Origin of the sequence: Streptomyces sp. PTY087I2, from assembly GCF_001687325.1 — a bacterium.
GTDB lineage: Bacteria > Actinomycetota > Actinomycetes > Streptomycetales > Streptomycetaceae > Streptomyces.
Map to the genome: position 1 here is coordinate 56,092 of NZ_LZRD01000028.1, position 22,831 is coordinate 78,922.

Consider the following 22,831-nt stretch of genomic DNA (forward strand, 5'->3'; position numbering starts at 1 on the left):
GTGCCGGGCCCCCGATTCCTTGTTGATCAGCGCGTTGATCTTGTCGTCGGCCTTCTTGGAAGCGTCGGCGACGGAGGCGCCCTTGACGATCTCCAGGAGCATGTTCTGGAGGATCTCCTCCTTCTCCACGGAGGCCCAGCCCGGCGCGATCGGCGTGAACCAGGCGTCCGGCACCGCGTTGGCGATGGCGGCGGTCTCCGGCTTCTGCTTCAGCGGCTCAAGCTGCTTCTCGTTGTTGGGAAGGATGTTCTTCGACGCGAGGACCTCCATGGACTTCGCGTTGGTGAAGATGGAGATCCAGTCCTCGCCGAGGTCCTGGACCTTGGACTTGGAGATGGTCGCGAGGTCCGAGCCGCCGATGAAGGACGGGAGGGCCTTGCCCTCGGGGCCGGGCATACCGGCCGTGGCGATCTTGCCCTCGAGCTTCGGGTTGCCGTTCTCACCGCCCGTGACGCTGCCGGCCTCCCAGGCCTGGCCGTAGATGACCGCGGCCTTCTCGTTGGCCATGACGTTGGCGTGGTCCTGCTCGTCCTTCGTCACGTCGGCCTTGTTGTACTTCTTGACCAGGTCGACGAAGTGCTGAAGGCCCTTCTGCGCCTCCGGGGTGGAGAGCGCGGCCTTCCACTCCTTGGCGCCCTCGTCGTAGGTGGCTATCTGGCCACCGTAGGCGGCGACGTAGGACATCGCGGCGTACCAGTAACGGCCCGGGAAGTAGAGGGAGGAGGCGCGCTTGTCCTTCTTGCCCAGCTCGGCGCCGACCTTGTCCATCGCGGCGAGGAACTCGTCCTCGGTCTGCGGGAGGACGTCGCTGCCGGTGCCGGCCTTCAGCATGTCCTTGTTGTACACGGCGAGACGGGCGCTCGCGTAGTAGGGAACGCAGTAGGTCTTGCCCTCGAAGGAGCACGTGTCCTTCAGACCCTTGATCCAGGTGTCCGAGTTCTCGTACTTCTTGGGGTCGATTTCTCCGAGCGCACCATTGAGGATGTACTGCATGGTCTCGGTGTTGCCGAGTTCCACGACGTCCGGGAATTTGTCGCCACCGAGGGAGGTGTCCAGCTTCTTGACCTTGTCGGCCCACTGCTGGTACTGAACCTTGACGGTGACGCCCGGGTACTTCTTGTTGAACTCGGCGTTGACGTCCTTGACCAGCTCCGGCCAGGTGGACTGGGCCTCGCCCATGAGCCAGACGGTCAGGGTTTCCTTGCGGTCCTTGGGGTCGGCGGACGAATTCTTGTCATCCGAACCACACGCTGCGACCGAAACCAACATGCCCGCGACACCGATCGCCGCGATGAGCTTGCGCTTCACGTCAAACCCTCCTCAGGGATGCTGCAACCCCACCCACCGCGAAGACATTCGACGAGTTCTGCTGGGGCTGGACCTGGTCTTTAATGGTTTAGACCAGTACCGGGAGCTTGGCCTAGACCTTTAGGGGTGTCAAGGGTGTATAAGAAGTGCACTCGCGTCCGTTATAGGACCGACACCTAAGGGAGGGCGACGACCCGTGACCGGACCGTGCCACCATGTGAGCCGCGACAGACGGAGGAGCCGGTGACGGCAGCAACGCAAGCGTCGGGAAGGCGGGCCATGAGTGCCGACGGGGGCAGTACGGGGAGCGAGACCGGTACCGGTACGCGCACGGCGCGCGTACCGAAGTACTACCGGCTCAAGCGGCATCTCCTCGATATGACGGACACCCTGCCGCCGGGCACCCCGGTGCCGCCCGAACGCACCCTGGCCGCCGAGTTCGACACCTCGCGCACCACCGTGCGCCAGGCGCTCCAGGAGCTGGTCGTCGAGGGCCGCCTCGAACGCATCCAGGGCAAGGGCACCTTCGTCGCCAAGCCGAAGGTCTCCCAGGCCCTCCAACTCACCTCGTACACCGAGGACATGCGGGCCCAAGGACTGGAGCCGACGTCCCAGCTGCTGGACATCGGCTATGTCACGGCGGACGACACGCTCGCCGGGCTACTGGACATCTCGACGGGCGGCCGGGTGCTGCGCATCGAGCGGCTGCGGCTCGCCAGCGGGGAGCCGATGGCGATCGAGACCACGCATCTTTCGGCCAAACGCTTCCCGGCGCTGCGCCGTTCGCTGGTGAAGTACACCTCGCTCTACACCGCGCTCGCCGAGGTGTACGACGTCCGTCTCGCCGAGGCGGAGGAGACCATCGAGACCTCGCTCGCCACGCCCCGGGAAGCGGGTCTGCTGGGCACCGACGTGGGGCTGCCGATGCTGATGCTGTCCCGCCATTCGGTGGACGGCCAGGGCGAACCGGTGGAGTGGGTGCGCTCGGTGTACCGGGGCGACCGCTACAAGTTCGTGGCGCGCCTCAAACGCCCGACGGACTGACGGCGGGCGCGGAAGCAGCGGAGAAACAGCAGTGCGCGTACGGGCGGTGGCCCGGGGACCGATCCCCGGGCCACCGCCCGTTTTCGGTCATCCCCGGTGGAGCAGGATCACGTGAACCGATTCCCCCTGTCGTCCGTGCACCAATCGCGGAACTTCGGTGGAGACATCGGTGATGCGCGACCGGTATGCGGACAGGGGTTCCGGAGAGCGGCCACACCACTTAGATTTCGCGCACGTTACGACAAGGATCGCGCGAGGGGACGGATCGATATGCCGGAATCGCCCACACCAGCACCACCGGATTCACCAGCAGCGGGGCGGCGAGGGCCGACCCCGAAGTCCATCGCCGTCTGGAGCCTGGTGGCCCTGGCCGGCGCCATCGGCTGGGCCACCCTCGCGCTGTCGCGGGGTGAAGAGGTCTCCGCCGCCTGGATGCTGGCGGCGGCCCTCGGTTCGTACGCCATCGCGTACCGCTTCTACTCCCGGTTCATCGCCAACCGGGTCCTGAAGGCCGACAAGAACCGTGCGACCCCGGCCGAACGGCTGGACAACGGTGTCGACTTCCATCCCACCGACCGCCGGGTCCTGTTCGGTCACCACTTCGCCGCCATCGCGGGGGCGGGACCGCTGGTCGGCCCCGTGCTGGCCGCGCAGATGGGTTATCTGCCCGGGACGATCTGGCTGGTCGTCGGCGTCATCTTCGCCGGCGCCGTCCAGGACATGGTGACGCTGTTCTTCTCGACCCGCCGCAACGGCCGTTCGCTCGGTCAGATGGCGCGCGACGAGATAGGGCCGGTCGGCGGGATCGCCGCCCTGGTCGCGGTCTTCATCATCATGATCATCCTGCTCGCGGTGCTCGCGCTGGTCATCGTGAACGCGCTCGCGCACTCGCCGTGGGGCGTCTTCTCCATCGGCATGACGATCCCGATCGCCCTCTTCATGGGCGTCTATCTGCGTATCCTGCGGCCCGGCAAGGTCAGTGAGGTCTCCCTCATCGGCGTCGCGCTGCTGCTCCTCGCGATCGTCGCGGGCGGCTGGGTCGCCGAGTCGTCGTGGGCGGACTTCTTCACGCTGGAGCCGGGCACGCTGGTCATCTGGATGATCGTGTACGGGTTCCTCGCCTCCGTGCTCCCCGTGTGGCTGCTGCTGGCCCCGCGCGACTACCTCTCCACCTTCATGAAGGTCGGCACGATCGGGCTGCTGGCCCTGGGCGTGGTCATAGCGCTGCCGACCCTGAAGATGCCCGCGGTCACCGACTTCGCCTCCAGCGGCTCGGGCCCGGTCTTCGCCGGCTCGATGTTCCCGTTCGTCTTCATCACCATCGCCTGCGGCGCGCTCTCCGGCTTCCACTCCCTGGTCTCCTCCGGCACCACGCCGAAGATGGTCCAGAAGGAGACGCAGATCCGGATGATCGGCTACGGCGCCATGCTGGTCGAGTCGTTCGTCGCGATCATGGCGATGATCGCCGCCTGCATCATCGACCCCGGCCTCTACTTCGCCATCAACGCGCCCGTCGGCGTGATCGGCGACAGCGTCCAGTCCGCCTCGCAGGCCGTGGCCGACTTCGGCTTCACCATCACCCCGGACGCCCTGGCGCAGGCCGCCAAGGACGTCGAGGAGGCGAGCCTGCTCTCCCGGACCGGTGGCGCGCCGACGTTCGCGCTCGGCATGTCGGAGATCTTCTCCGCCGTGATCGGCGGGACGGCGATGAAGGCGTTCTGGTACCACTTCGCCATCATGTTCGAGGCGCTCTTCATCCTCACCACCGTGGACGCCGGTACCCGCGTCGGGCGCTTCATGCTCCAGGACATGCTGGGCAACGCCTACAAGCCGTTCCGCGAGGTCAGCTGGAAGCCGGGCGTCTGGTTCGCCAGCGCCGTCGTGGTCGGCGGCTGGGGCTACTTCCTCTGGGTCGGTGTGCACGACCCGCTGGGCGGCATCAACCAGCTCTTCCCGCTCTTCGGCATCGCCAACCAGTTGCTGGCCGCCGTCGCGCTGGCCGTCTGCACCACCCTGCTGGTCAAGTCCGGCCGGCTGAAGTGGGCGTGGGTGACCGCGGTCCCGCTCGCCTGGGACGTGGCGGTCACGCTCACCGCGAGCTGGCAGAAGATCTTCTCCGACGACGTGAAGGTCGGCTTCTTCGCCCAGCGCGACAAGTACCAGGCGGGCATCGACGCGGGCGAGGTGCTGGCGCCCGCGAAGACCATGGACGACATGCGGACCGTCGTCACCAACTCCACGGTCGACGGAGTGCTGAGCGCGCTCTTCGCGCTCCTCATCATCGTGGTCCTCGTGGACGCGGGACGGGTCTGCTACAAGGCCATCCGCGATCCGGAGAGCGTCAAGCTCCACGAGACGCCGTACGTCGAGTCCAAGCTCGTCGCCCCGGCCTCGCTCTTCGCCACCAAGGAGGAGAAGGCCGAACTGGTCGCCGCCGGAGTCGGCCCCGAGGGCGGCATCCGCAAGGAACCGGCGGAGACGGGGAGCCGAACATGACGGTCGCGGACGTACGACGGGTGGCCGGACGGATCCGCTGGTACGTCCGCGAGCTCACCGGTGAGTCCACGTACGACCGCTATGTGGCGCACGCGAGGACGCACGATCCGGACGCGCCGGTGATGACCCGCCGCGCTTTCGAACGCAGTCGCACGGACGCCCGTGAGGCGGATCCCCGCGAGGGATTCCGCTGCTGCTGAGCACCGCCGGCCGATCGGGCCGCCGCGTCCCCTCCGGGGCGCGGCGGCCCCTTTCCGTGTCCCGCCCGTACGTGGCCGTGCGGGACACGGCGCCCTCACCGTACGAAAGGATGTGCCCATGACATCGCGCTCCCGGTCACCCCGGTTCCGGCCCCTCCTCCTGACCACGACGCTGACCGTGACGCTGGCGCTGGCCCTGACGGCGACGGGCTGCGGCACCGAACCGGCGCCGGACACCCGGGCGGCGGGCCCGAGCGGTTCGGCCGGTCCAGCACCCGACCGGGCGGAGCTGGAGGCGCGGGCGAGCGCCGCCCAGCTCGTCGCGGAGCATGTGTGGGTGACCGAGGCCGCGGGCTACGCCCTGGCCCGCCAGTCGGTCGGGGTACTCGGCGACGACGGATTCGGCAGCGTCTACACCGAGCCGGAGGGCGGGCAGATCAAGCTGTCGGTGGAACGCCTCCCGCACACCGACGCCGACTGCACGGACGGACCCGCGGCGGGCAGCGAGCAGGAGCCCCTGGTGACCTGCGAGCGGGACGGCGAGCAGTGGTACCGGGCCACGGAGTCGGGTCATGCGTACGCCCGGGAACAGGGCGACCTGGTGGTGACGTTGAGCGGAACACGCCAGGAGGTGGACCGGGCGACGCTGCGCGCGGCGGCCCTGGCCGCCCACCGCGCCGACGACTACGAGCTGGACCAGGTGCTGCCGCCCGCCGGGAAGACCGCGGGGGAGACCGCCGGGCGGCAGCCGGTCGAGCGCGGCGATCTGCCGCCGGTCGGCGACGGCGCGCCGGACAACGAGGTGGGAGCGAGCGGCTGATGGACCTGACGATCAGGGTGGCGGAGCCCGCCGAGTACGCCGTGCTCGGCGAGATCGTCGCCGAGGCGTATCTCGGCGACGGCCTGCTGGACGGGCCGCAGGACCCGTATCTCGTCAAACTGCGGGCGGTGGAGCAGCGGGCGGCCGAGGCGGAGGTGCTGGTCGCGCTCGACGCGGACGGGGCGGTGCTCGGCGGTGTGACGTATGCCGCTCCCGGTACACCGTGGCGTGACATCGCCGGTCCGGACGAGGCCGAATTCCGGATGCTGGCCGTGGCCCGCGCGGGGCGCGGACGGGGCGTGGGGGAAGCTCTCGTACGGGCGTGCGTCGAGCGGGCCCGGTCCACGAAAGGTGTCCGGGCTCTGGTGCTGTCGACGCAGCCGGGCATGCTCCCAGCCCATAGGATCTACCGTCGGCTCGGCTTTCTGCGGACCCCCGAGCGGGACTGGGAGCCGGTGCCGGGCCTGCGGCTCATGACCTTCCGGCTGCCGCTGGAGGCGGTGTCCTGAGGGGCATATGAAATCGACGCGACACAACATGTGGGGGCCGCAGCATCTGGCGGCCCCCACATGTATGCTCGACCTCGCTGTCGCCGCAGGGGAATCCGGTGGGAATCCGGAACTGTCCCGCAACGGTGTGATCAGTGTGCTTTTGCGCACCTGCAAGTCCGAAGACCTGTCGACAGTGCGTCCGGCTCGACCGAACCGGATGCCAGACGTCCGGGCCTCGCGGATAGGCCGGTGGATGCCGTCAGCAGTGCCGCCCCGCCCCGGGTTTCGCGCTGCCCGGCTTCCCCTCCTTCCGCCGGCCCCCTGCCGAGCGAGGGAAAGCCCAGTGACCATCGCGCCCGCCGATCCGGTTTCAGCCACCGAATCCGCCGAGTCCGCCGTGTCGACCCCGGCCGGGAATGCCTCCGACGGACCCGGGACCGCTTTGCTGCGGACCCTGACCGACCTCACCGTCGACCTTCCCGACACCGACCCCGGACGGGTCGCCGCCGCGGCCCTGCGCGGGCGCAACGCCCGCTCCGACGAGGCCGAGCTGCGCTCACTGGCCACCGAGGCGGCCGCGGGGCTGATCTCCGAGGACCCGGCGTACTCCCGGCTCGCCGCCCGGCTGCTGACCCTCTCGATCGCCGACGAGGCCGCGGGCCAGGGCGCGACGTCCTTCTCCGCCTCGGTCGCCGTGGGCCACCGCGAGGGCCTGATCGCCGACCGCACCGCCGCCTTCGTCGAGCTGCACGCGAAGGCGCTGGACGAGCTGGTCGAGCGGACGCTGGCCGAGGGCGCGGACGATCGCTTCGGCTACTTCGGTCTCCGTACGCTGCACAGCCGTTACCTGCTGCGCCACCCGATCACCCGGCAGGTCATCGAGACCCCGCAGCACTTCATGCTGCGCGTGGCCGCGGGCCTCGCCGAGGACGAGTCGGCGCGCGCGCTGGACGAGGTCGCCGCGCTCTACGGGCTGATGAGCAAGCTGGACTACCTCCCCTCCTCCCCCACGCTCTTCAACTCCGGTACGCGGCACCCGCAGATGTCCTCGTGCTATCTGCTGGACTCGCCGAAGGACGAGCTGGACTCGATCTACGACCGCTACCACCAGGTGGCGCGGCTCTCGAAGCACGCGGGCGGCATCGGTCTGTCGTACTCCCGCATCCGCGCCCGGGGTTCGCTGATCCGGGGCACCAACGGGCACTCCAACGGCATCGTGCCGTTCCTCAAGACGCTGGACGCCTCGGTGGCGGCGGTGAACCAGGGCGGCCGGCGCAAGGGCGCTGCGGCGGTCTACCTGGAGACCTGGCACGCGGACATCGAGGAGTTCCTCGAGCTGCGCGACAACACCGGTGAGGACCAGCGGCGTACGCACAACCTGAACCTGGCGCACTGGATCCCGGACGAGTTCATGCGCCGGGTCGACGCGGACACCGAGTGGTCGCTGTTCTCCCCGGCGGACGTGCCCGAGCTGGTCGACCTGTGGGGCGACGAGTTCGACGCGGCCTACCGCGCGGCCGAGGCCAAGGGTCTTGCCCGCAAGACGATGCCGGCGCGTGAGCTGTACGGCCGGATGATGCGGACGCTCGCGCAGACCGGCCAGGGCTGGATGACGTTCAAGGACGCCTCCAACCGGACCGCGAACCAGACCGCCGAGCCGGGCCGGGTCGTGCACTCGTCGAACCTGTGCACGGAGATCCTGGAGGTCACCAACGACGGCGAGACGGCCGTCTGCAACCTGGGCTCGGTCAACCTGGGCGCGTTCGTCGCGAACGGCTCGATCGACTGGGACCGTCTGGACTCCACCGTCCGTACGGCCGTCACCTTCCTCGACCGGGTCGTCGACATCAACTTCTACCCGACCGAGCAGGCCGGGAACTCCAACTCCCGCTGGCGGCCGGTCGGTCTGGGCGCGATGGGCCTCCAGGACGTCTTCTTCCAGCTGCGGCTGCCCTTCGACTCGCCCGAGGCCCGCGCGCTCTCCACGAAGATCTCCGAGCGGATCATGCTCGCCGCGTACGAGGCGTCCTGCGACCTCGCCGAGCGCTCGGGCCCGCTGCCCGCGTGGTCGGAGACGCGTGCCGCGCGCGGGGTGCTGCACCCCGACCACTACGACACCGAGCTGAACTGGCCGGAGCGCTGGGACGCGCTGCGCGCCCGGGTCGCCAAGACCGGTATGCGTAACTCGCTGCTGCTCGCCATCGCGCCGACCGCGACGATCGCCTCGATCGCCGGTGTGTACGAGTGCATCGAGCCGCAGGTCTCCAACCTGTTCAAGCGCGAGACGCTCAGCGGTGAGTTCCTCCAGGTCAACGCCTACCTGGTGGACGAGCTGAAGAAGCTCGGCGTGTGGGACGCCCGCACCCGTGAGGCGCTGCGCGAGGCCAGCGGTTCGGTGCAGGGCTTCGCCTGGATCCCCGAGGACGTGCGGGCGCTGTACCGCACGGCGTGGGAGATCCCGCAGCGCGGTCTGATCGACATGGCGGCGGCCCGTACGCCGTTCCTGGACCAGAGCCAGTCGCTCAACCTGTTCCTGGAGACGCCGACGATCGGCAAGCTCTCCTCGATGTACGCGTACGCCTGGAAGCAGGGGCTGAAGACGACGTACTACCTGCGTTCGCGCCCGGCGACCCGGATCGCCCGTGCCGCGTCCGGCCAGGCGTCGGCCGCCGCCCCCATTCCCGTACAGCAGGCGCAGGCGCCCGACGCGGACGCCATCGCCTGCTCCTTGGAAAACCCCGAGTCCTGCGAGGCCTGCCAGTAATGAGCACCACCAACGAAGAGAAGAACCTGCTCGACCCGGGATTCGAGCTGACCCTGCGTCCCATGCGCTACCCGGACTTCTACGAGCGCTACCGGGACGCGATCAAGAACACCTGGACCGTGGAGGAGGTCGACCTCCACTCGGACGTCGCCGACCTCGCGAAGCTGTCGCCGGGCGAGCAGCACATGATCGGCCGGCTGGTGGCGTTCTTCGCGACCGGCGACTCGATCGTCTCGAACAACCTGGTCCTGACGCTGTACAAGCACATCAACTCCCCCGAGGCGCGGCTGTACCTGTCGCGGCAGCTCTTCGAGGAGGCCGTGCACGTCCAGTTCTATCTGACGCTGCTGGACACCTATCTGCCCGACCCGGACGACCGGGCGGCGGCGTTCGACGCGGTCGAGGAGATCCCGTCGATCCGCGAGAAGGCGCAGTTCTGCTTCAAGTGGATGGACTCGGTCGAGAAGATCGAGCGGCTGGAGACGAAGGCGGACCGCCGTCGCTTCCTGCTGAACCTGATCTGCTTCGCGGCCTGCATCGAGGGGCTGTTCTTCTACGGCGCGTTCGCGTACGTGTACTGGTTCCGCTCGCGCGGTCTGCTGCACGGCCTCGCCACAGGCACCAACTGGGTGTTCCGTGACGAGACGATGCACATGAACTTCGCGTTCGAGGTCGTGGACACCGTCCGCAAGGAGGAGCCGGACCTCTTCGACGACGAGCTCCAGCAGCAGGTCACCGACATGCTGAAGGAAGCGGTCGACGCGGAGCTCCAGTTCGGCCGCGACCTGTGCGGCGACGGCCTGCCGGGCATGAACACCGAGTCGATGCGCGAGTACCTCCAGTGCGTCGCCGACCAGCGCCTCGCCCGCCTCGGCTTCCCGACGGTGTACGGCTCGGAGAACCCGTTCTCCTTCATGGAGCTCCAGGGCGTCCAGGAGCTGACGAACTTCTTCGAGCGCCGCCCGTCCGCCTACCAGGTGGCGGTCGAGGGCTCGGTCGGGTTCGACGACGACTTCTAGGCCCTTTCCGGATTCCGTACGACAGAAGGCCCCACCGCGCCGAGCGCGGTGGGGCCTTCCGCGTTCCCTCACGGCATGCCCTCACGGCATGACGAGGACCGGCCGACCGGAAAATGCTTGGACTAGACCAAGCTTTGGCGTGCACACTCTCAAATCGATCACGCCCGACCGGGCCCGGCCCGCTCCAGGAGAGGCACACATGCCCGTCATCGAAGTGGCAGACCTCGTCAAGGAGTTCAGCCGGCCCAAACGGCAGGAGGGCGCCTTCGCGGGCATCCGTACGCTGCTGACCCGTGAGCAGATCGTCAAGCGTGCCGTCGACGGCGTGAACTTCACGGTCCAGCAGGGCGAGATGGTCGGCTATCTCGGCCCCAACGGTGCGGGGAAGTCCACCACCATCAAGATGCTCACCGGCATCCTCGTGCCCACCTCCGGCACGGTCACGGTCGCCGGTGTCACGCCCTGGCGGGACCGGTCCCGCAACGCCCGCCGGATAGGCGTGGTCTTCGGCCAGCGCAGCCAGCTCTGGTGGGACCTGCCCCTGCGCGACTCGCTCTGGCTGATCGGCCGTCTCTACGACGTGCCGGAGGCCCGGTTCCGGGAGAGGCAGCGCGAGTTCAGCGAGGTGCTCGGCCTCGGTCCGTTCCTCGACACCCCCGTCCGCCAGCTCTCCCTGGGCCAGCGGATGCGCGGCGACCTCACCGCCGCGATGCTCTACGACCCGGACATCCTCTACCTGGACGAGCCGACCGTCGGGCTCGACGTCATCGCCAAGGAGCGGATACGCACCTTCGTCGGTGAGCTGAACCGGGAATCGGGTACGACGGTCGTCCTCACCACCCACGACCTGGACGACGTCGAAGAACTCTGCGACCGGATCATCCTCATCGACCACGGCAAGGTCGCCTACGACGGCGCGGTGGACGAGCTGAAGACCCGCTACGCCCCGCACCGCGAACTCGTGGTGCAGACCGACCGGCTGGAGAGCGTCGAGGGCGCGGAGGTCGTCCGCCGGGAGGACGGCAAGGTGTGGCTGCGCTTCGACCCCGTCCGCACCCCGCCCGCCGAACTGGTGGCCGCGGTGCTGGAGCGGCACCGGGTGACCGACCTGTCCATCGTGGAGCCCGAGCTGGAGAGCGTCATCCACCGGATCTACGCGGACCGCGGATGACCGCCCCGACGGCCCCCACCGCGGCGAAGACGGTCCCCGCCGCCGCGAGGCAGCCACTCGGAACGCTGCTCCGGGCCCATCTCGCCTGCGCCCGGATGGAGTTCCGGGCCGCCCTCACCTACCGCACGGCCTATCTGTCGTCCTTCGTGATGATGCTCCTCCAGATCTGGCTGCTGACGGTGGTCTGGAAGGCGCTCTACGACGGCCGTACGGAGGTGGACGGGCTCGGCCTCACCACCATGACGGCGTACGCGACGCTGGCGACGCTCCAGTACCAGCTGGTCAGCCCGTGGCGGTCCTCCCCCATCGACCAGCGGGTCCGGGAGGGCAAGGTCGCCGTGGACCTGCTGCGGCCCGTCGGCTTCCCCGGGCAGATGCTCGCCGGCCAGCTCGGGTGGGCATCGGCCGCGGTCCCGGTGCTGCTGGTGGCGCTGCCGTTCGCGCTGCTGATCGGCGCGGGCCAGGCGCCCGCTTCCACGGCGGCGGGGTTCGCCTACCCCGTGGCCCTGCTGGGAGCGCTGCTCGTGAACCAGTTGCTCGGGCTGCTGCTCGGCCTGGTCTCCTTCTGGACGCTGGAGGTGAGCGGCGCCCTCATGGCCTACCGCTTCGTCGCACAGTTCTTCTCCGGGGCCCTGGTCCCGCTGTGGTTCATGCCAGGCCCGGTCAGGGCGGCCGCGGAATGGCTGCCCTTCCAGGCCACCGCGTACACCCCGGCGGCCGTCTACCTGGGCCAGGTCGAGGGCCTGGGCATCGCGGCCGCCCTCGGGGTCCAGCTCGCGTGGATCGGCGCGCTCGGCGCACTGGCCGCGTTCGTCTGGTCGCGCGCCCGGCGCCGCGTCATGTCGCAGGGGGGCTGAGGGGCGATGCGAGGTCCACGGGTCTATCTGCTGCTGGCCGGTGCGGCGTTCCGGGCCGAGTTCCAGTACCGGGGGAACCTGCTCATCAACATCATCGGCGGTCTGTTCTACCAGGGCGTCGGGCTGGCCTTCATCTGGGCGGTGCTGGACCGCTTCGGGCAGGTCGGCGGCTGGGGACTGGGCGAGATCGCCTTCCTCTACGGGATCAGGCTCACCGCCCACGGCCTCTGGCTGCTCCCCGGCCACCAGCTGATCCACGTCGACGAGGTCGTCATCGAGGGGGAGTACGACCGCTATCTCGTCCGTCCGGTGCCACCGCTGGTCCAGCTCCTCACCCGCAGAGTGCGGCTGAGCTCGCTCGGCGACCTGGCGGGCGGGGTGGTCCTCCTGTCCATCGCCTCGGCCTCCGCACCGGTCGACTGGTCACCGGGAGCCGTCTGCTTCCTCCTGCTCGCCGTGGCGGGCGGTGCGCTGGTGGAGGGCTCCTTGCAACTGGCCGCCTCCGCCCTGGTCTTCAGGATGAAGAGGGTCTCCCCCATCAAGTTCGCCATCGACATGATCTTCAGCGACTTCGGCAACTACCCGCTGAAGATCTTCGGCCCGGTGGCCGGCTTCGGGCTGACCTTCGTCTTCCCGCTGGCCTTCGTCGCCTATCTGCCGGCGACCGTGCTGATGGACCGGGAGGAGGAACTCGCCGTGCCGGAATGGCTCGCCTGGGGTGCTCCGGCCATCGGCGTCGTGCTCATGTACGCCGCGTACCGCTTCTGGGAGCGGCAGTCCCGCCATTACGAAAGCAGCGGGCATTGAGTCCCTGCGACACGGTCGGCTCGACACCGGCGGGGAGGGAGCAGCACCTCGACCGGGAGATGACAGTGGAGCAGCCGGCCGCGCAGGCGCACATGTCGCCGCGCACAGACCCCGCAGCCGGGCGCCGACCAGAAGCGGCAGGGGCCCGGTGCCGGCGAACCGGCTCCGGGCCCCGGGCGCGGCGTACTCAGCTGTTCGGGACGGTCTCGTAGCGCGGCGTGCCCTCTTCCATCTGCCGCAGCGCGTCCTTGCGCTCCCGCTTGGAGAGCCGGTCGATGTACAGGTAGCCGTACAGGTGGTCCGTCTCGTGCTGGAGGCAGCGCGCGAAGTAGCCCGTGCCCTTGACCCGGATCGGGTTGCCCTTCGCGTCCTGCCCACGCACCACCGCGTAGTCGGGACGGGCGAGCGAGGCATACGCGGTCGGGACCGACAGGCAGCCCTCGTTGGAGTCGTCGAGCACCCGCATCTCGGGGGCCAGCTCCTCCAGGACCGGGTTGCAGACGACACCGGTGTGGCGCTTGCCGTCGTCGTCCGGGCAGTCGTAGACGAAGACCTTCAGGTCCACGCCGATCTGGTTGGCCGCGAGGCCGACGCCCTCGGCCGTCTTCTGGCTGGCGAACATGTCGTCGATCAGCTGGGCCAGCTCGTCGTCGAACGCGGTGACGTCCTTGCACTCCTTGTGCAGCACCGGGTTGCCCACGACCGTGATCGGGCGCGAGGTGCCGCGCGCGCGGTAGGCCGCCTCGCGCTCCTCGCAGTCCTCGGTGTCGACGACGAACCCCTCGTCGTCCACGTCGATCCGCCCGTCCGTCTCCTGCTGCGACATGTCCGCCGTACGCCTTCCTGCAAAACCTGGGGAACCGCACCGCGATCGGTGCGCCTACAGCCTACGGGCAGCGGTCAGCAGACTTCTTCGAGATCCCGCCACTCGCGGCTGTCCGGGCTGTCGGCGACCCAGCCGTCCAGCAGCCCGCGCACCAGTCCGGCGGGGGCGGCGAGACCGCACTCGCGCTCGGGCACCCAGAGATCGCCGGCCCCGGCCGTGCGGTGGCCGAGCGGGCCCGGGTGGCCCGGCTCGCTGTGGTCGTGCGGGTCCAGGTGCTCCCCGTCGCCCTCGTCGCTCTCCATCCGGCTCTCCGAGCATGCCCGGCACAGCAACCGCACCGACGAGGACCAGTCCTCGGCGGCGAACCCGGCGTCGGAGGCCAGCTTCTCCAGCGCGTCCCGGTCCTCCTCGGTGGCCGCTTCGAGGAGCACCACCCAGGTCGGCACCGGGGACGGCGCCCACAGCTCGATCTCGTCGAACACCGGATACGCGGGCCCGGCCGCGGTGACCCGCTCGCCGTTGGGCACCCCGTCGTGCAGGACGACCTCGCCCCAGCGCCGCCCGGAGGACGGCAGCGGGATGGACAGCACCTCGATCCGGGCCGGGTCCAGCCGGCGGCCCCAGACCACCTCGGCCTCGCCCTCCGGGGAGAGCCGCACGGCCGCGCTGCCCAGCTCCATGCCGGTCGGCTCGGTGGTGGCCGCGCTGTGCTGGCCGCCACCGGGGACCTTCAGTCCGTACGCCTGCCAGGCCCGCCGCGCCAGCGGCCAGTCCTGCAATGCGGTGGCCGCGATCCCCACGTTCCACCAGTCCGGGGCGCCGGACTCGCGGTCCAGCAGCGCGACCGCCCGCAGGCCCGCCGCGCGCGCCTGCTCCCAGTCGTGCCGGAACTTGTGCAGCAGCGCCAGATTGAACCAGGACTCCGAGAGCCAGGGCTCCAGATCCGCCGCACGCGTCAGCAGTGCCCCCGCGTCCTCGTACCGGCCGTCGCCGATCAGCGTGAACGCGCGGTCCGTGGCCTGCCGCCAAGAGGCGGACGGCCGATGCCGTACCTTCCCGAAGATCCTCACGATTCCCGCCTGTCCCGACTGGACACCCTCGTCATCCGCTCTGCTTTCGCATCCAACCATGCCCGGCCGGACGCCCGCTCATTACCCATGGGTTACCCAGCTCGGGCCGGGGTCAGACCGCCCCGCGCGAGGACGCGTCCCAGCGCCTCGACCACCTGTGGCTGGTGGTCGTGCCCGGTGCCGAGCCTGAGCTGCTCCAGCGCCCCGAGCGGCCCGCCGACGCTTTCCCCGCACAGGTCGTCGTATGCGTTGACCGTCCTGACGATCCTGGCGGCGAGCAGTTGTTCCCGGTACGGATCGGCCTGCTGCTCCACCACCGCCGCGACCGCCGGACCGGCCCCGGTACGGCGGACCACCGCCCCGCCGAGCAGGGCGATCCGGCGCTGTTCGGCGGCGGGCAGCCGGGCGGTCGCGCCGCCCGCGACCGGGTCGAGCAGGGAGAGCTGGCCGATGTCGTGCATCAGGGCGGCGTGCTCCAGGACGGCCAGCCGGGGCCCTGTCAGCCCCAGCTCCCGGCCCACGGCGGTGGCGAGCGCGGCGACCCGGCGGGCGTGGCCGGGCGGGGTGTACCCGGCGATCTCGGTGGCGCGGGCGAGCGAGGCCATCGTCTGTCGGCAGGTCGTGCGGACGGCGGCGTACCGGCGGGCGGAGACCTGGGTGAGCAGCAGCGGGCCGCACAGCAGGGCCGGCGCCCAGGGCCCGGCGACCGCGACGCCCAGCGCCGTCACGACCCCCGTCACCCCGATCGCCGTGCCGGTCCCGGCGAGCGCGCGCACCTCGTCGACCAGGAGCGATCCGTACGGGGGCAGCGCGCCGGGCCCCTCGGCGCGGGCCGCAGAACGCGCCAGGAGGGCGGCGAGCACGGCGTCGCACAGGGCGGTCAGCGCCAGGACCGCGAGCGGGAACAGCGGGAAGTACGGCCCGTCGCTGAACCAGCGCTCGGCCTGCCCGGAGGCGTACAGCGGCTGGAAGCAGACCGCCGCGAAGCCCACGGTCAGGGTCCGGCGGGCGGCCCGGTCGGCGTCCGTACGACAACCGCGCGCCCTGCGCGGTACGGCGGCGAGCGCCTGGGCGACGACCACCACGGCGACCACCTGGAGCATCCCGTGCGTGGTCGGCCGCCCGGCGTTGTCCCCGAGCAGGGCGTACGCGAGGGCCCCGGCGGCGGCGAGCGGCGCGGGCTCCCGCTCCCCGGCGGCGGCGTCCCGGCGGACCAGCTCCCCGGCGGCGACCAGACTCCCGAAGACGAGGGCGAGGCCCGGCTCGGCGAGCCCGTGCACCGAGGTGCGGGCGAGCGCGACGAGGGCGAGGAGCAGGGCGGCCCCGCGCACCACGAGGACGGCCGGGGCGAGCGGGGCGCTCCCGTACGGGGCCCTCACCGGCGGCGGTCCCGGGACGGCCCGGAGAGGGGAGCGGCGCTTCGGGCGCGGGGGACCGGGGGCGCGTCGCGGCGGGCGGCGGGCATCGCGCCTTGCGGCCCACGGGGTCCGTGGGGCTCACGAGGACCTTGGGGCTCAAGCGGCCCCCGCGGCTCAGGCAACGCGTAAGGCTCACGCGGTTCGTCGGCCGTGACCGCCGTGTCGGCCTCGCTCCAGCCGTGCCGGCTCAGGACGCGGTCCAGCGCACCCACCATCCGGGGGTCGAACTGGCTGCCCGCGCACCGCTTCAGCTCGGCGAGCGCGGCGGGGACCGGGCGGGCGCGGCGGTAGGAGCGGGTGGAGGTCATCGCGTCGAAGGCGTCGGCGACGGCCACGACCCGGGCGAACTCGGGGATGCGCGAGCCGCTGAGCCCGTACGGATAGCCGCTGCCGTCGAGCCGTTCGTGGTGGTGGAGGATCGCGTCGCGGGCCTCGTCGAGGAAGCCGATGCCCCGGACGATCTCGTGCCCGTACTCCGGATGCAGCTCCATGACCCGCCGCTCCTCGGGGGTGAGCGGCCCGTCCTTGCGCAGCACCCGGGTGGGGACGCCGAGCTTGCCGATGTCGTGCAGGATCCCGGCGAACCGCAGCCCCTCCACCCGGCGTTCGTCCATGCCGAGTTCACGGGCGATCAGGACGGAGGCGCGGCCGACGCGTTCGCTGTGGCCCCGGGTGTAGGTGTCCTTGATGTCGACGGCGTGCACGAGGGCGCGGATGGTGGCGCGGTGGGCGGCCTGTTCGCGGTGGTACTGGGCGAACACCCAGCAGGAGAGGTACATCGGGAGCAGCACGAGGAGCGCGGAGAGCGGGCCGTACGGGCTCCGCCACAGGACGGCCGTCATCAGCCCGGCGAGCGCGTGCACCAGATGCGGACCGAGCGCGAGCGGCAGGAGTGCGTACACGCTGCGGTGCACGGGCCTGCGTTCCGCCGCCGCGAGGACGAGGCCGTCGAGCGCGGTCAGCACCAGGCTGAAGGCGACCGCCGCGGCGCACGCGGGCAGCAGGGCGCGGGGGAAGTCCGGGGCCGCTCCCCCGCCGCCGAGGGTCGCGGGGCCGCCGAGGGCCGCGTGGACCCAGGAGGCGGCGGCGCAGGTGAGGGCGAGTTGCGCGGCCCGCCAGATCCGACGGGCGGCGTACGGCGGCCGCTCCACTCGTCCGGCCAGGGAACCGCTCGCCGCCACCAGCGCGGCGGCCGCGGGCGGCAGCAGAAAGGCGGCGGCGAGGAGGATCGGGAGAAACGCTCCGGCGGCGACCGGTCCGGGGCCTCCGGACGGCGAACGGCGGCCGGCCGCCTCGCAGCCGGCCCCGAGGGCGGCCAGCAGGGCAGCCGTGCCCCACGGAACCGGGGCGCCGGGGACGTACGCGGGAAGCGTGCACCAGATCGCGCAGAGGACGGCGGCCAGGATGCAGGCACGCGCCGCCGCCGGTGTGCCGCTCACGCCCGCACTCGCCCCCCAGCATGGTCGATGGACGCGCCACGCTAGCGAGTTGTACGGCTCACCGAGCCGCTACGGATCCGATTAGCACATTCGGGTGACTAAGGGCTGTCCTGCACGGTCACGTCCTGATCGGGCACGGTCTCGCCGGCCCGGATCAGATCGATCCGGCCCATCACCTTGGAGCGCAGGTCGGTCGGGACGTCGTCCTGTCCGCAGCAGCGCTTGACCAGCTTCTTCACGGCCTGTTCGAGGCCGTACTTCTCCAGGCACGGGGAGCACTCCTCGAAGTGCACCTCGAACTTCGTGCAGTCGCCCTCGGGCATCTCCCGGTCGAGAAACTCGTAGAGATGGTCGAGGACCTCCGAGCAATCCGTCTCGTGCGGCTCTCCGCAGCTCATGAGGCCGAGCCCTTCCGATCGTCCGAGTCACCGGCACCGGCCGCGACGAGCCCGCGCTCACGGGCGTAGTCCTCCAGCATGCCGCGCAGCTGGCGACGGCCGCGGTGCAGCCGGGACATCACCGTACCGATGGGAGTCCCCATGATGTCCGCGATCTCCTTGTAGGCAAAGCCCTCTACATCGGCGAGATACACGGCGATACGGAACTCCTCGGGAATCGCCTGGAGCGCCGACTTCACGTCGGAGTCCGGGAGATGGTCGAGGGCCTGGGACTCCGCCGAGCGCAGACCGGTCGACATGTGCGACTCGGCCCGGGCCAGCTGCCAGTCCTCGATCTCCTCGGCGGCGCTGCGCTGGGGTTCCCGCTGCTTCTTGCGGTACGAGTTGATGAAGGTGTTGGTGAGGATGCGGTACATCCACGCCTTGAGGTTGGTGCCCTCGCGGAACTGGTGGAAGGAGCCGTACGCCTTCGCGTAGGTCTCCTGGACCAGGTCCTCGGCATCGGCGGGGTTGCGCGTCATGCGCAGCGCGGCCGAGTACATCTGGTCGAGAAAGCCGAGCGCGTCCCGCTCGAAGCGCGCGTTGCGCTCGGCGTCCGTCTCGGGTGCGCGGCCGTCGTCGGTCCCTGTGTCGGTCCCAGTGACCGGACCCACCTCCTCCAACGATGTGGCGGAGCCGAAACCGGACCCGCTCACCTCGGAGAATAGTCGACCTTGCTTGGTGGCGGCCTGTCGATTACCCCCGCCCAGGGGCCGCTCGGAGGTGGTCCTCGCCGCGGGGAGCACGGTCCACTCCAGGTCAGCGGCGTTCGAGCGGCTGGGGCAGATGGTCGAACCCATGCGACGGACTCCCTCTCCACGTACGACGTTGTTGTACCGACGTCCCGAACAACAGCGCCCCGGCGCGGAGCATTCCCGGGGCGCGGGACACGCGTGCGACGACCGGGGCGGCCGGCGGGCGCTGGGTCATCCGAGTGACGTGAGCCACCCGGTGACCGCTCCGGTGAGGATGCCCATCGTCTGTTCCTCGGTGAGCCCGGACCGCTTCGGCACCGCGAACCCGTGGTCGCCGTGGGGCACTTCGGCCAGCTCGTACGAGCCGGGCGGGAACTCGTCGGGCTTCCCGAACGGGTCGTTGCCGCCCTGCACCACGAGCGTGGGCACGCCGGTGCCGAGCAGTTCGTCGGCGCGGGACTTCTCCGGCTTGCCCGGCGGGTGCAGCGGGAAGCTGAGCGCGAGGACGGCCTCCGCACCCAGTTCGGCGGCGGTCCGGCAGGCGACGCGGGCCCCGGCGCTGCGGCCTCCGGCGACGACGGGGAGCCCGGGGACGGTCAGCGCGGGCCACAGTCCGCGCCAGCCGGTGTCCAGGGTCTTCGGGGCGGGCGCCACCTTTTTGCCGGCCACCCGCCAGGGCTGCTCCACCAGGGCGACGGTGACGCCGTGTCCGGGCAGGGAGGCGGCCAGCGCCTTCAGGTCGCGGGCCTCGATCCCGCCGCCCGCCCCGTGGCTCACGGCGAGCACGCGGCGGGGTGCGGAGGCGGGAACCCAGGTGATCCGGGCCTCACCGGCGTCGGTGGTGACGTTCTGCGTACGTGGTTGACGACTCACCGCGCCATCCTCCCCCGCGTACGCCCCGGAACAGCGTGGACTCCCCCGCGTACGCCTCAGAACAGCGTCGATTCCTCCGGTGCGGCCAGTTCCTCCAGCAGTTCGGGCCCGTTGTTGCGGACGTTGCTGACGGCGGTGGCGACCGGGTAGGCGCGCATCAGCCCGCCCGGCGGCGGCTCCAGCAGGGCCCGCAGCTCGTCCTCGCCGGTGTGCGAGGGGTCCAGCCAGGCGTCCCAGCGGTCGGGGGTGAGCATCAGCGGCATCCGGGGGTGGATGTCGGCGAGCGCGCCGGGCCCCTCGGCGGGGGCGACGGCCAGCGGTGTGGTCTCCGCCTCGGTGGTGATCACCGAGCACGTCACCCACCAGGCGTTCTCGTGGTCGCCGGGCAGGGTCGTATCGCGCCAGAACTCGTACAGTCCGGCCATCGCGAAGACCGAGCCGTCGGCGGGGGTGACGAAGTACGGCTGCTTGCGGGGCCGTTTCTTGCCCTTCTTCTCCTCCAGCTGCCGCTCCTCCGCGCCGGTGACCCACTCGTAGTAGCCGTCGGCGGGCAGGATGCAGCGGCGCTGGATGAAGGCCCGGCGGAAGGAGGGCTTCTCGTGCACGGTCTCCGCGCGGGCGTTGATCATCCGGGCGGCGCCGTCGGGGGTCTTGGACCAGGACGGTACGAGTCCCCATTTCAGGGCGCGCAGCTGGCGAACCGGACGCCGGTCGTCCGCGTCTTTGAGAGGACGCTCCAGAACCGCGTAGACCTCTTTGGTCGGCGCCACGTTCCAGTCCGGCTCCAGGGTCTCGGTGGGCTCCCACTTCTCGACGCCGAAGAGTCCGGTCAGGTCCTCGGGCTTCCGACTCGCTGCATACCGTCCGCACATAAGTGCCAGACTGCCACGACCGCCCGCACCGACCGCAAGGAGTCGCCCGGCCGATGAACAGCACCGAATTGGGCGATCTGTGGGATCGCGTGACCGGCACCCAGCCCGCCCCCGAGCAGTGGCTGGTGGTGGTGACGGCCACGCTCGCGCTCATCGCTGTCGTACCGAACCCGATATGGCGGCTCGCCCGCAACACGATCACCATCGCGCACGAGGGCGGCCACGGCCTGGTGGCCCTGCTCACCGGGCGGCAGCTCTCCGGTATCCGGCTGCACTCGGACACCAGCGGGCTGACCGTGAGCCGCGGCAAGCCGACGGGGATCGGCATGATCCTCACGGCGGCGGCGGGCTACACGGCCCCGTCCCTGCTGGGCCTGGGCGGCGCCTGGCTGCTGACGAACGGCAGGATCACGCTCCTGCTGTGGGTGGCGACGGCCCTGCTCGCGGTGATGCTGGTGATGATCCGCAATGTGTACGGGGCCCTCACCGTCATCCTGACCGGCACCACGTTCCTCCTGGTGTCCTGGCTGGCCTCCTCGGACGTGCAGTCGGCGTTCGCGTACGTGGTGGTGTGGTTCCTGCTGCTGGGCGGGGTGCGGCCGCCGTTCGAGCTCCAGTCCAAGCGGCGGTACGGCGGCGCCCCGGACTCCGACGCGGACCAGCTGGCCCGGCTCACGCACGCCCCTGCGGTGCTGTGGCTGTTCCTCTTCCACGCGGTGTCGCTGTGCTCGCTGATCGGCGGCGGACGGTGGCTGCTGGGCTGGTGAGGCGGGGATGGCCGCTCCGGTCCGTACCACTCTTTCGTTACGAGCCGGTTTCCGCCCATTTGTTCAGGATCCGGGTCGGCTCGGAGCCACTAAAGTGATGGCCATGACCGAGAGTTCCGTGCAGCCCGCCCTCTGGCCCGCCCCCCACGCGAGCGGGGCCGTCGACGCCACCGTCACCGTGCCCGGATCGAAATCGGTCACCAACCGCGCGCTCGTGCTGGCCTCGCTCGCCGCCGAGCCGGGCTGGCTGCGCCGCCCGCTGCGCTCCCGCGACACCCTGCTCATGGCCGAGGCGCTGCGCGCCATGGGCGTCGGCATCGAGGAGACCGTCTCCTCCTCGTCCGCGAGCAGCCCGTCCGCCGCGGCCTCCCCGGACAGCTCGGGCGAGGCCTGGCGGGTCATCCCGGCGGGGCTGCACGGCCCGGCCACGGTGGACGTCGGCAACGCGGGCACGGTCATGCGCTTCCTGCCGCCCGTCGCCACGCTCGCCGACGGCCCGATCCGCTTCGACGGCGACCCCCGCTCCTACGAGCGCCCGCTGACCGGGGTGATCGAGGGCCTGCGGGCGCTCGGCGCGCGGATCGACGACGACGGGCGCGGCGCGCTGCCGCTGACCGTGCACGGCGGCGGGGCGCTGGAGGGCGGCCCGGTCTCGATCGACGCCTCGTCGTCCTCGCAGTTCGTCTCGGCGCTGCTGCTGTCGGGGCCGCGGTTCAACCAGGGCGTGGAGGTCCGGCACACCGGGGCCGTGCTGCCCTCGATGCCGCACATCCGGATGACCGTCGACATGCTGCGGGCCGTCGGGGCCCAGGTGGACGAGCCGGAGACGGGCGGCGAGCCCAACGTCTGGCGGGTCTCGCCCTCCGCGCTGCTCGGCCGCGACCTGACGATCGAGCCGGACCTCTCCAACGCCCAGCCGTTCCTGGCCGCGGCCCTGGTGACCGGCGGCCGGGTCACGATCCCGGACTGGCCCGAGCGCACCACGCAGCCGGGCGACGCGCTGCGCGAGATCTTCACCGCGATGGGCGGCTCCTGCGAGCTGACCGAGCGCGGACTGACCTTCACCGGTACGGGCCGGATCCACGGCATCGACGTGGACCTCGGCGAGGTCGGCGAGCTGACCCCGGGCATCGCGGCGGTCGCCGCCCTGGCCGACTCCCCCTCCACGCTGAGCGGCGTCGCCCATCTGCGGCTGCACGAGACGGACCGGCTGGCCGCGCTGACCAAGGAGATCAACGAGCTGGGCGGCGATGTCACCGAGACCGCCGACGGGCTGCACATCCGCCCGCGCCCGCTGCACGGCGGCGTCTTCCACACGTACGACGACCACCGCATGGCCACCGCGGGGGCGGTCATCGGCCTGGCGGTGAAGGGCGTGGAGATCGAGAACGTGGGCACGACCGCCAAGACCCTGCCGGACTTCCCGGACATGTGGACCGGGATGCTCGGGATCTAGA

At 70.8% G+C, this 22,831-nt stretch carries 20 protein-coding genes, 1 pseudogene and 1 riboswitch; of the genes and pseudogenes, 12 read left to right on the forward strand and 9 right to left on the reverse strand.

Going from position 1 to position 22,831, the window contains the following annotated elements; all coding sequences use genetic code 11:
• Positions 1-12: 12 nt before the first annotated feature.
• Positions 13-1,308, reverse strand: a pseudogene (locus A3Q37_RS28165) (extracellular solute-binding protein); the annotation flags it as partial.
• A gap of 279 nt (positions 1,309-1,587) precedes the next feature.
• Here A3Q37_RS28165 and A3Q37_RS28170 point away from each other — a divergent pair.
• The 10 genes from A3Q37_RS28170 (at position 1,588) to A3Q37_RS28215 (ending at position 12,977) form a co-directional block, all read left to right on the forward strand.
• Positions 1,588-2,352, forward strand: a complete 765-nt coding sequence (locus A3Q37_RS28170; protein WP_006127478.1) for a GntR family transcriptional regulator — start codon at positions 1,588-1,590, stop codon at positions 2,350-2,352.
• A 270-nt stretch (positions 2,353-2,622) separates the two neighbouring features.
• Positions 2,623-4,848, forward strand: coding sequence for a carbon starvation CstA family protein (locus tag A3Q37_RS28175; RefSeq protein WP_065488572.1), 2,226 nt, complete (start codon positions 2,623-2,625; stop codon positions 4,846-4,848).
• Complete coding sequence (locus A3Q37_RS28180) at positions 4,845-5,048, forward strand: YbdD/YjiX family protein (RefSeq protein WP_010061528.1); 204 nt, start codon at positions 4,845-4,847, stop codon at positions 5,046-5,048. Before A3Q37_RS28175 ends, A3Q37_RS28180 begins: the two co-directional genes overlap by 4 nt.
• A gap of 118 nt (positions 5,049-5,166) precedes the next feature.
• The gene (locus tag A3Q37_RS28185; protein ID WP_065488573.1) at positions 5,167-5,868 is read left to right on the forward strand and encodes a hypothetical protein; all 702 of its coding nucleotides are present in this window, start codon (positions 5,167-5,169) and stop codon (positions 5,866-5,868) included.
• Positions 5,868-6,377: a GNAT family N-acetyltransferase gene (locus A3Q37_RS28190; protein WP_065488574.1), complete on the forward strand. Its 510-nt coding sequence runs from the start codon at positions 5,868-5,870 to the stop codon at positions 6,375-6,377. The genes A3Q37_RS28185 and A3Q37_RS28190 overlap by 1 nt, the downstream gene beginning before the upstream one ends.
• Positions 6,378-6,429: 52 nt before the next feature.
• Positions 6,430-6,566: riboswitch (cobalamin riboswitch) on the forward strand.
• A 136-nt stretch (positions 6,567-6,702) separates the two neighbouring features.
• Entirely contained in the window at positions 6,703-9,123 is a 2,421-nt protein-coding gene (locus tag A3Q37_RS28195; protein ID WP_065488576.1) for a ribonucleoside-diphosphate reductase subunit alpha, read from the forward strand.
• Entirely contained in the window at positions 9,123-10,142 is a 1,020-nt protein-coding gene (locus A3Q37_RS28200; protein ID WP_065488578.1) for a ribonucleotide-diphosphate reductase subunit beta, read from the forward strand. The genes A3Q37_RS28195 and A3Q37_RS28200 overlap by 1 nt, the downstream gene beginning before the upstream one ends.
• Before the next feature lie 199 nt (positions 10,143-10,341).
• On the forward strand, positions 10,342-11,313 hold the full coding sequence (locus A3Q37_RS28205) for an ATP-binding cassette domain-containing protein (protein ID WP_065488580.1): 972 nt from the start codon (positions 10,342-10,344) through the stop codon (positions 11,311-11,313).
• On the forward strand, positions 11,310-12,170 hold the full coding sequence (locus A3Q37_RS28210; RefSeq protein ID WP_176711527.1) for an ABC-2 family transporter protein: 861 nt from the start codon (positions 11,310-11,312) through the stop codon (positions 12,168-12,170). The genes A3Q37_RS28205 and A3Q37_RS28210 overlap by 4 nt, the downstream gene beginning before the upstream one ends.
• Positions 12,171-12,176: 6 nt before the next feature.
• Entirely contained in the window at positions 12,177-12,977 is an 801-nt protein-coding gene (locus A3Q37_RS28215) for an ABC transporter permease (RefSeq protein WP_065488582.1), read from the forward strand.
• Between the two features lie 187 nt (positions 12,978-13,164).
• Here the strand turns inward: A3Q37_RS28215 and def are convergent, their stop codons facing one another.
• From def to A3Q37_RS28255, 8 genes are all read right to left on the reverse strand, one after another.
• Complete coding sequence (def, locus tag A3Q37_RS28220) at positions 13,165-13,803, reverse strand: peptide deformylase (protein ID WP_006127469.1); 639 nt, start codon at positions 13,801-13,803, stop codon at positions 13,165-13,167.
• A gap of 74 nt (positions 13,804-13,877) precedes the next feature.
• Complete coding sequence (locus A3Q37_RS28225) at positions 13,878-14,873, reverse strand: hypothetical protein (RefSeq protein ID WP_006127468.1); 996 nt, start codon at positions 14,871-14,873, stop codon at positions 13,878-13,880.
• A gap of 92 nt (positions 14,874-14,965) precedes the next feature.
• A complete protein-coding gene (locus tag A3Q37_RS28230) occupies positions 14,966-16,252 on the reverse strand; it encodes an HD-GYP domain-containing protein (protein ID WP_065488584.1) in 1,287 nt (428 codons plus the stop codon).
• Complete coding sequence (locus A3Q37_RS28235) at positions 16,249-17,730, reverse strand: HD domain-containing phosphohydrolase (RefSeq protein WP_065488586.1); 1,482 nt, start codon at positions 17,728-17,730, stop codon at positions 16,249-16,251. The genes A3Q37_RS28230 and A3Q37_RS28235 overlap by 4 nt, the downstream gene beginning before the upstream one ends.
• A 98-nt stretch (positions 17,731-17,828) precedes the next feature.
• Positions 17,829-18,128 (reverse strand): mycothiol system anti-sigma-R factor, encoded by a 300-nt coding sequence (rsrA, locus tag A3Q37_RS28240; protein ID WP_065488588.1) that lies wholly within the window; start codon positions 18,126-18,128, stop codon positions 17,829-17,831.
• A complete protein-coding gene (locus tag A3Q37_RS28245; RefSeq protein WP_065488590.1) occupies positions 18,125-18,781 on the reverse strand; it encodes a sigma-70 family RNA polymerase sigma factor in 657 nt (218 codons plus the stop codon). The genes rsrA and A3Q37_RS28245 overlap by 4 nt, the downstream gene beginning before the upstream one ends.
• Before the next feature lie 312 nt (positions 18,782-19,093).
• Positions 19,094-19,735 carry an alpha/beta family hydrolase gene (locus A3Q37_RS28250; RefSeq protein WP_065488592.1) on the reverse strand — a complete coding sequence of 214 codons (642 nt, stop codon included), beginning with the start codon at positions 19,733-19,735 and terminating at the stop codon, positions 19,094-19,096.
• 56 nt (positions 19,736-19,791) lie between these two features.
• Complete coding sequence (locus tag A3Q37_RS28255) at positions 19,792-20,607, reverse strand: SOS response-associated peptidase (protein ID WP_065488594.1); 816 nt, start codon at positions 20,605-20,607, stop codon at positions 19,792-19,794.
• 53 nt (positions 20,608-20,660) lie between these two features.
• On the opposite strand from A3Q37_RS28255, the gene A3Q37_RS28260 reads away from it, so the two are divergent.
• Together A3Q37_RS28260 and aroA are read left to right on the forward strand one after the other, a co-directional pair.
• Positions 20,661-21,374, forward strand: a complete 714-nt coding sequence (locus A3Q37_RS28260; RefSeq protein ID WP_032763277.1) for a M50 family metallopeptidase — start codon at positions 20,661-20,663, stop codon at positions 21,372-21,374.
• A 103-nt stretch (positions 21,375-21,477) separates the two neighbouring features.
• On the forward strand, positions 21,478-22,830 hold the full coding sequence (gene aroA / locus A3Q37_RS28265) for a 3-phosphoshikimate 1-carboxyvinyltransferase (protein ID WP_065488650.1): 1,353 nt from the start codon (positions 21,478-21,480) through the stop codon (positions 22,828-22,830).
• Position 22,831 lies beyond the last annotated feature (1 nt).

Excerpts from the sequence above, each read along its gene's own strand:
- aroA (WP_065488650.1), top strand. The coding sequence starts at position 21,478 with ATGACCGAGAGTTCCGTGCAGCCCGCCCTCTGGCCCGCCCCCCACGCG.
- A3Q37_RS28215 (WP_065488582.1), top strand. The coding sequence starts at position 12,177 with ATGCGAGGTCCACGGGTCTATCTGCTGCTGGCCGGTGCGGCGTTCCGG.
- def (WP_006127469.1), bottom strand. The coding sequence starts at position 13,803 with ATGTCGCAGCAGGAGACGGACGGGCGGATCGACGTGGACGACGAGGGG.
- rsrA (WP_065488588.1), bottom strand. The coding sequence starts at position 18,128 with ATGAGCTGCGGAGAGCCGCACGAGACGGATTGCTCGGAGGTCCTCGAC.
- A3Q37_RS28210 (WP_176711527.1), top strand. The coding sequence starts at position 11,310 with ATGACCGCCCCGACGGCCCCCACCGCGGCGAAGACGGTCCCCGCCGCC.
- A3Q37_RS28180 (WP_010061528.1), top strand. The coding sequence starts at position 4,845 with ATGACGGTCGCGGACGTACGACGGGTGGCCGGACGGATCCGCTGGTAC.
- A3Q37_RS28255 (WP_065488594.1), bottom strand. The coding sequence starts at position 20,607 with ATGTGCGGACGGTATGCAGCGAGTCGGAAGCCCGAGGACCTGACCGGA.
- A3Q37_RS28260 (WP_032763277.1), top strand. The coding sequence starts at position 20,661 with ATGAACAGCACCGAATTGGGCGATCTGTGGGATCGCGTGACCGGCACC.
- A3Q37_RS28175 (WP_065488572.1), top strand. The coding sequence starts at position 2,623 with ATGCCGGAATCGCCCACACCAGCACCACCGGATTCACCAGCAGCGGGG.
- A3Q37_RS28205 (WP_065488580.1), top strand. The coding sequence starts at position 10,342 with ATGCCCGTCATCGAAGTGGCAGACCTCGTCAAGGAGTTCAGCCGGCCC.
- A3Q37_RS28185 (WP_065488573.1), top strand. The coding sequence starts at position 5,167 with ATGACATCGCGCTCCCGGTCACCCCGGTTCCGGCCCCTCCTCCTGACC.
- A3Q37_RS28170 (WP_006127478.1), top strand. The coding sequence starts at position 1,588 with ATGAGTGCCGACGGGGGCAGTACGGGGAGCGAGACCGGTACCGGTACG.
- A3Q37_RS28200 (WP_065488578.1), top strand. The coding sequence starts at position 9,123 with ATGAGCACCACCAACGAAGAGAAGAACCTGCTCGACCCGGGATTCGAG.
- A3Q37_RS28190 (WP_065488574.1), top strand. The coding sequence starts at position 5,868 with ATGGACCTGACGATCAGGGTGGCGGAGCCCGCCGAGTACGCCGTGCTC.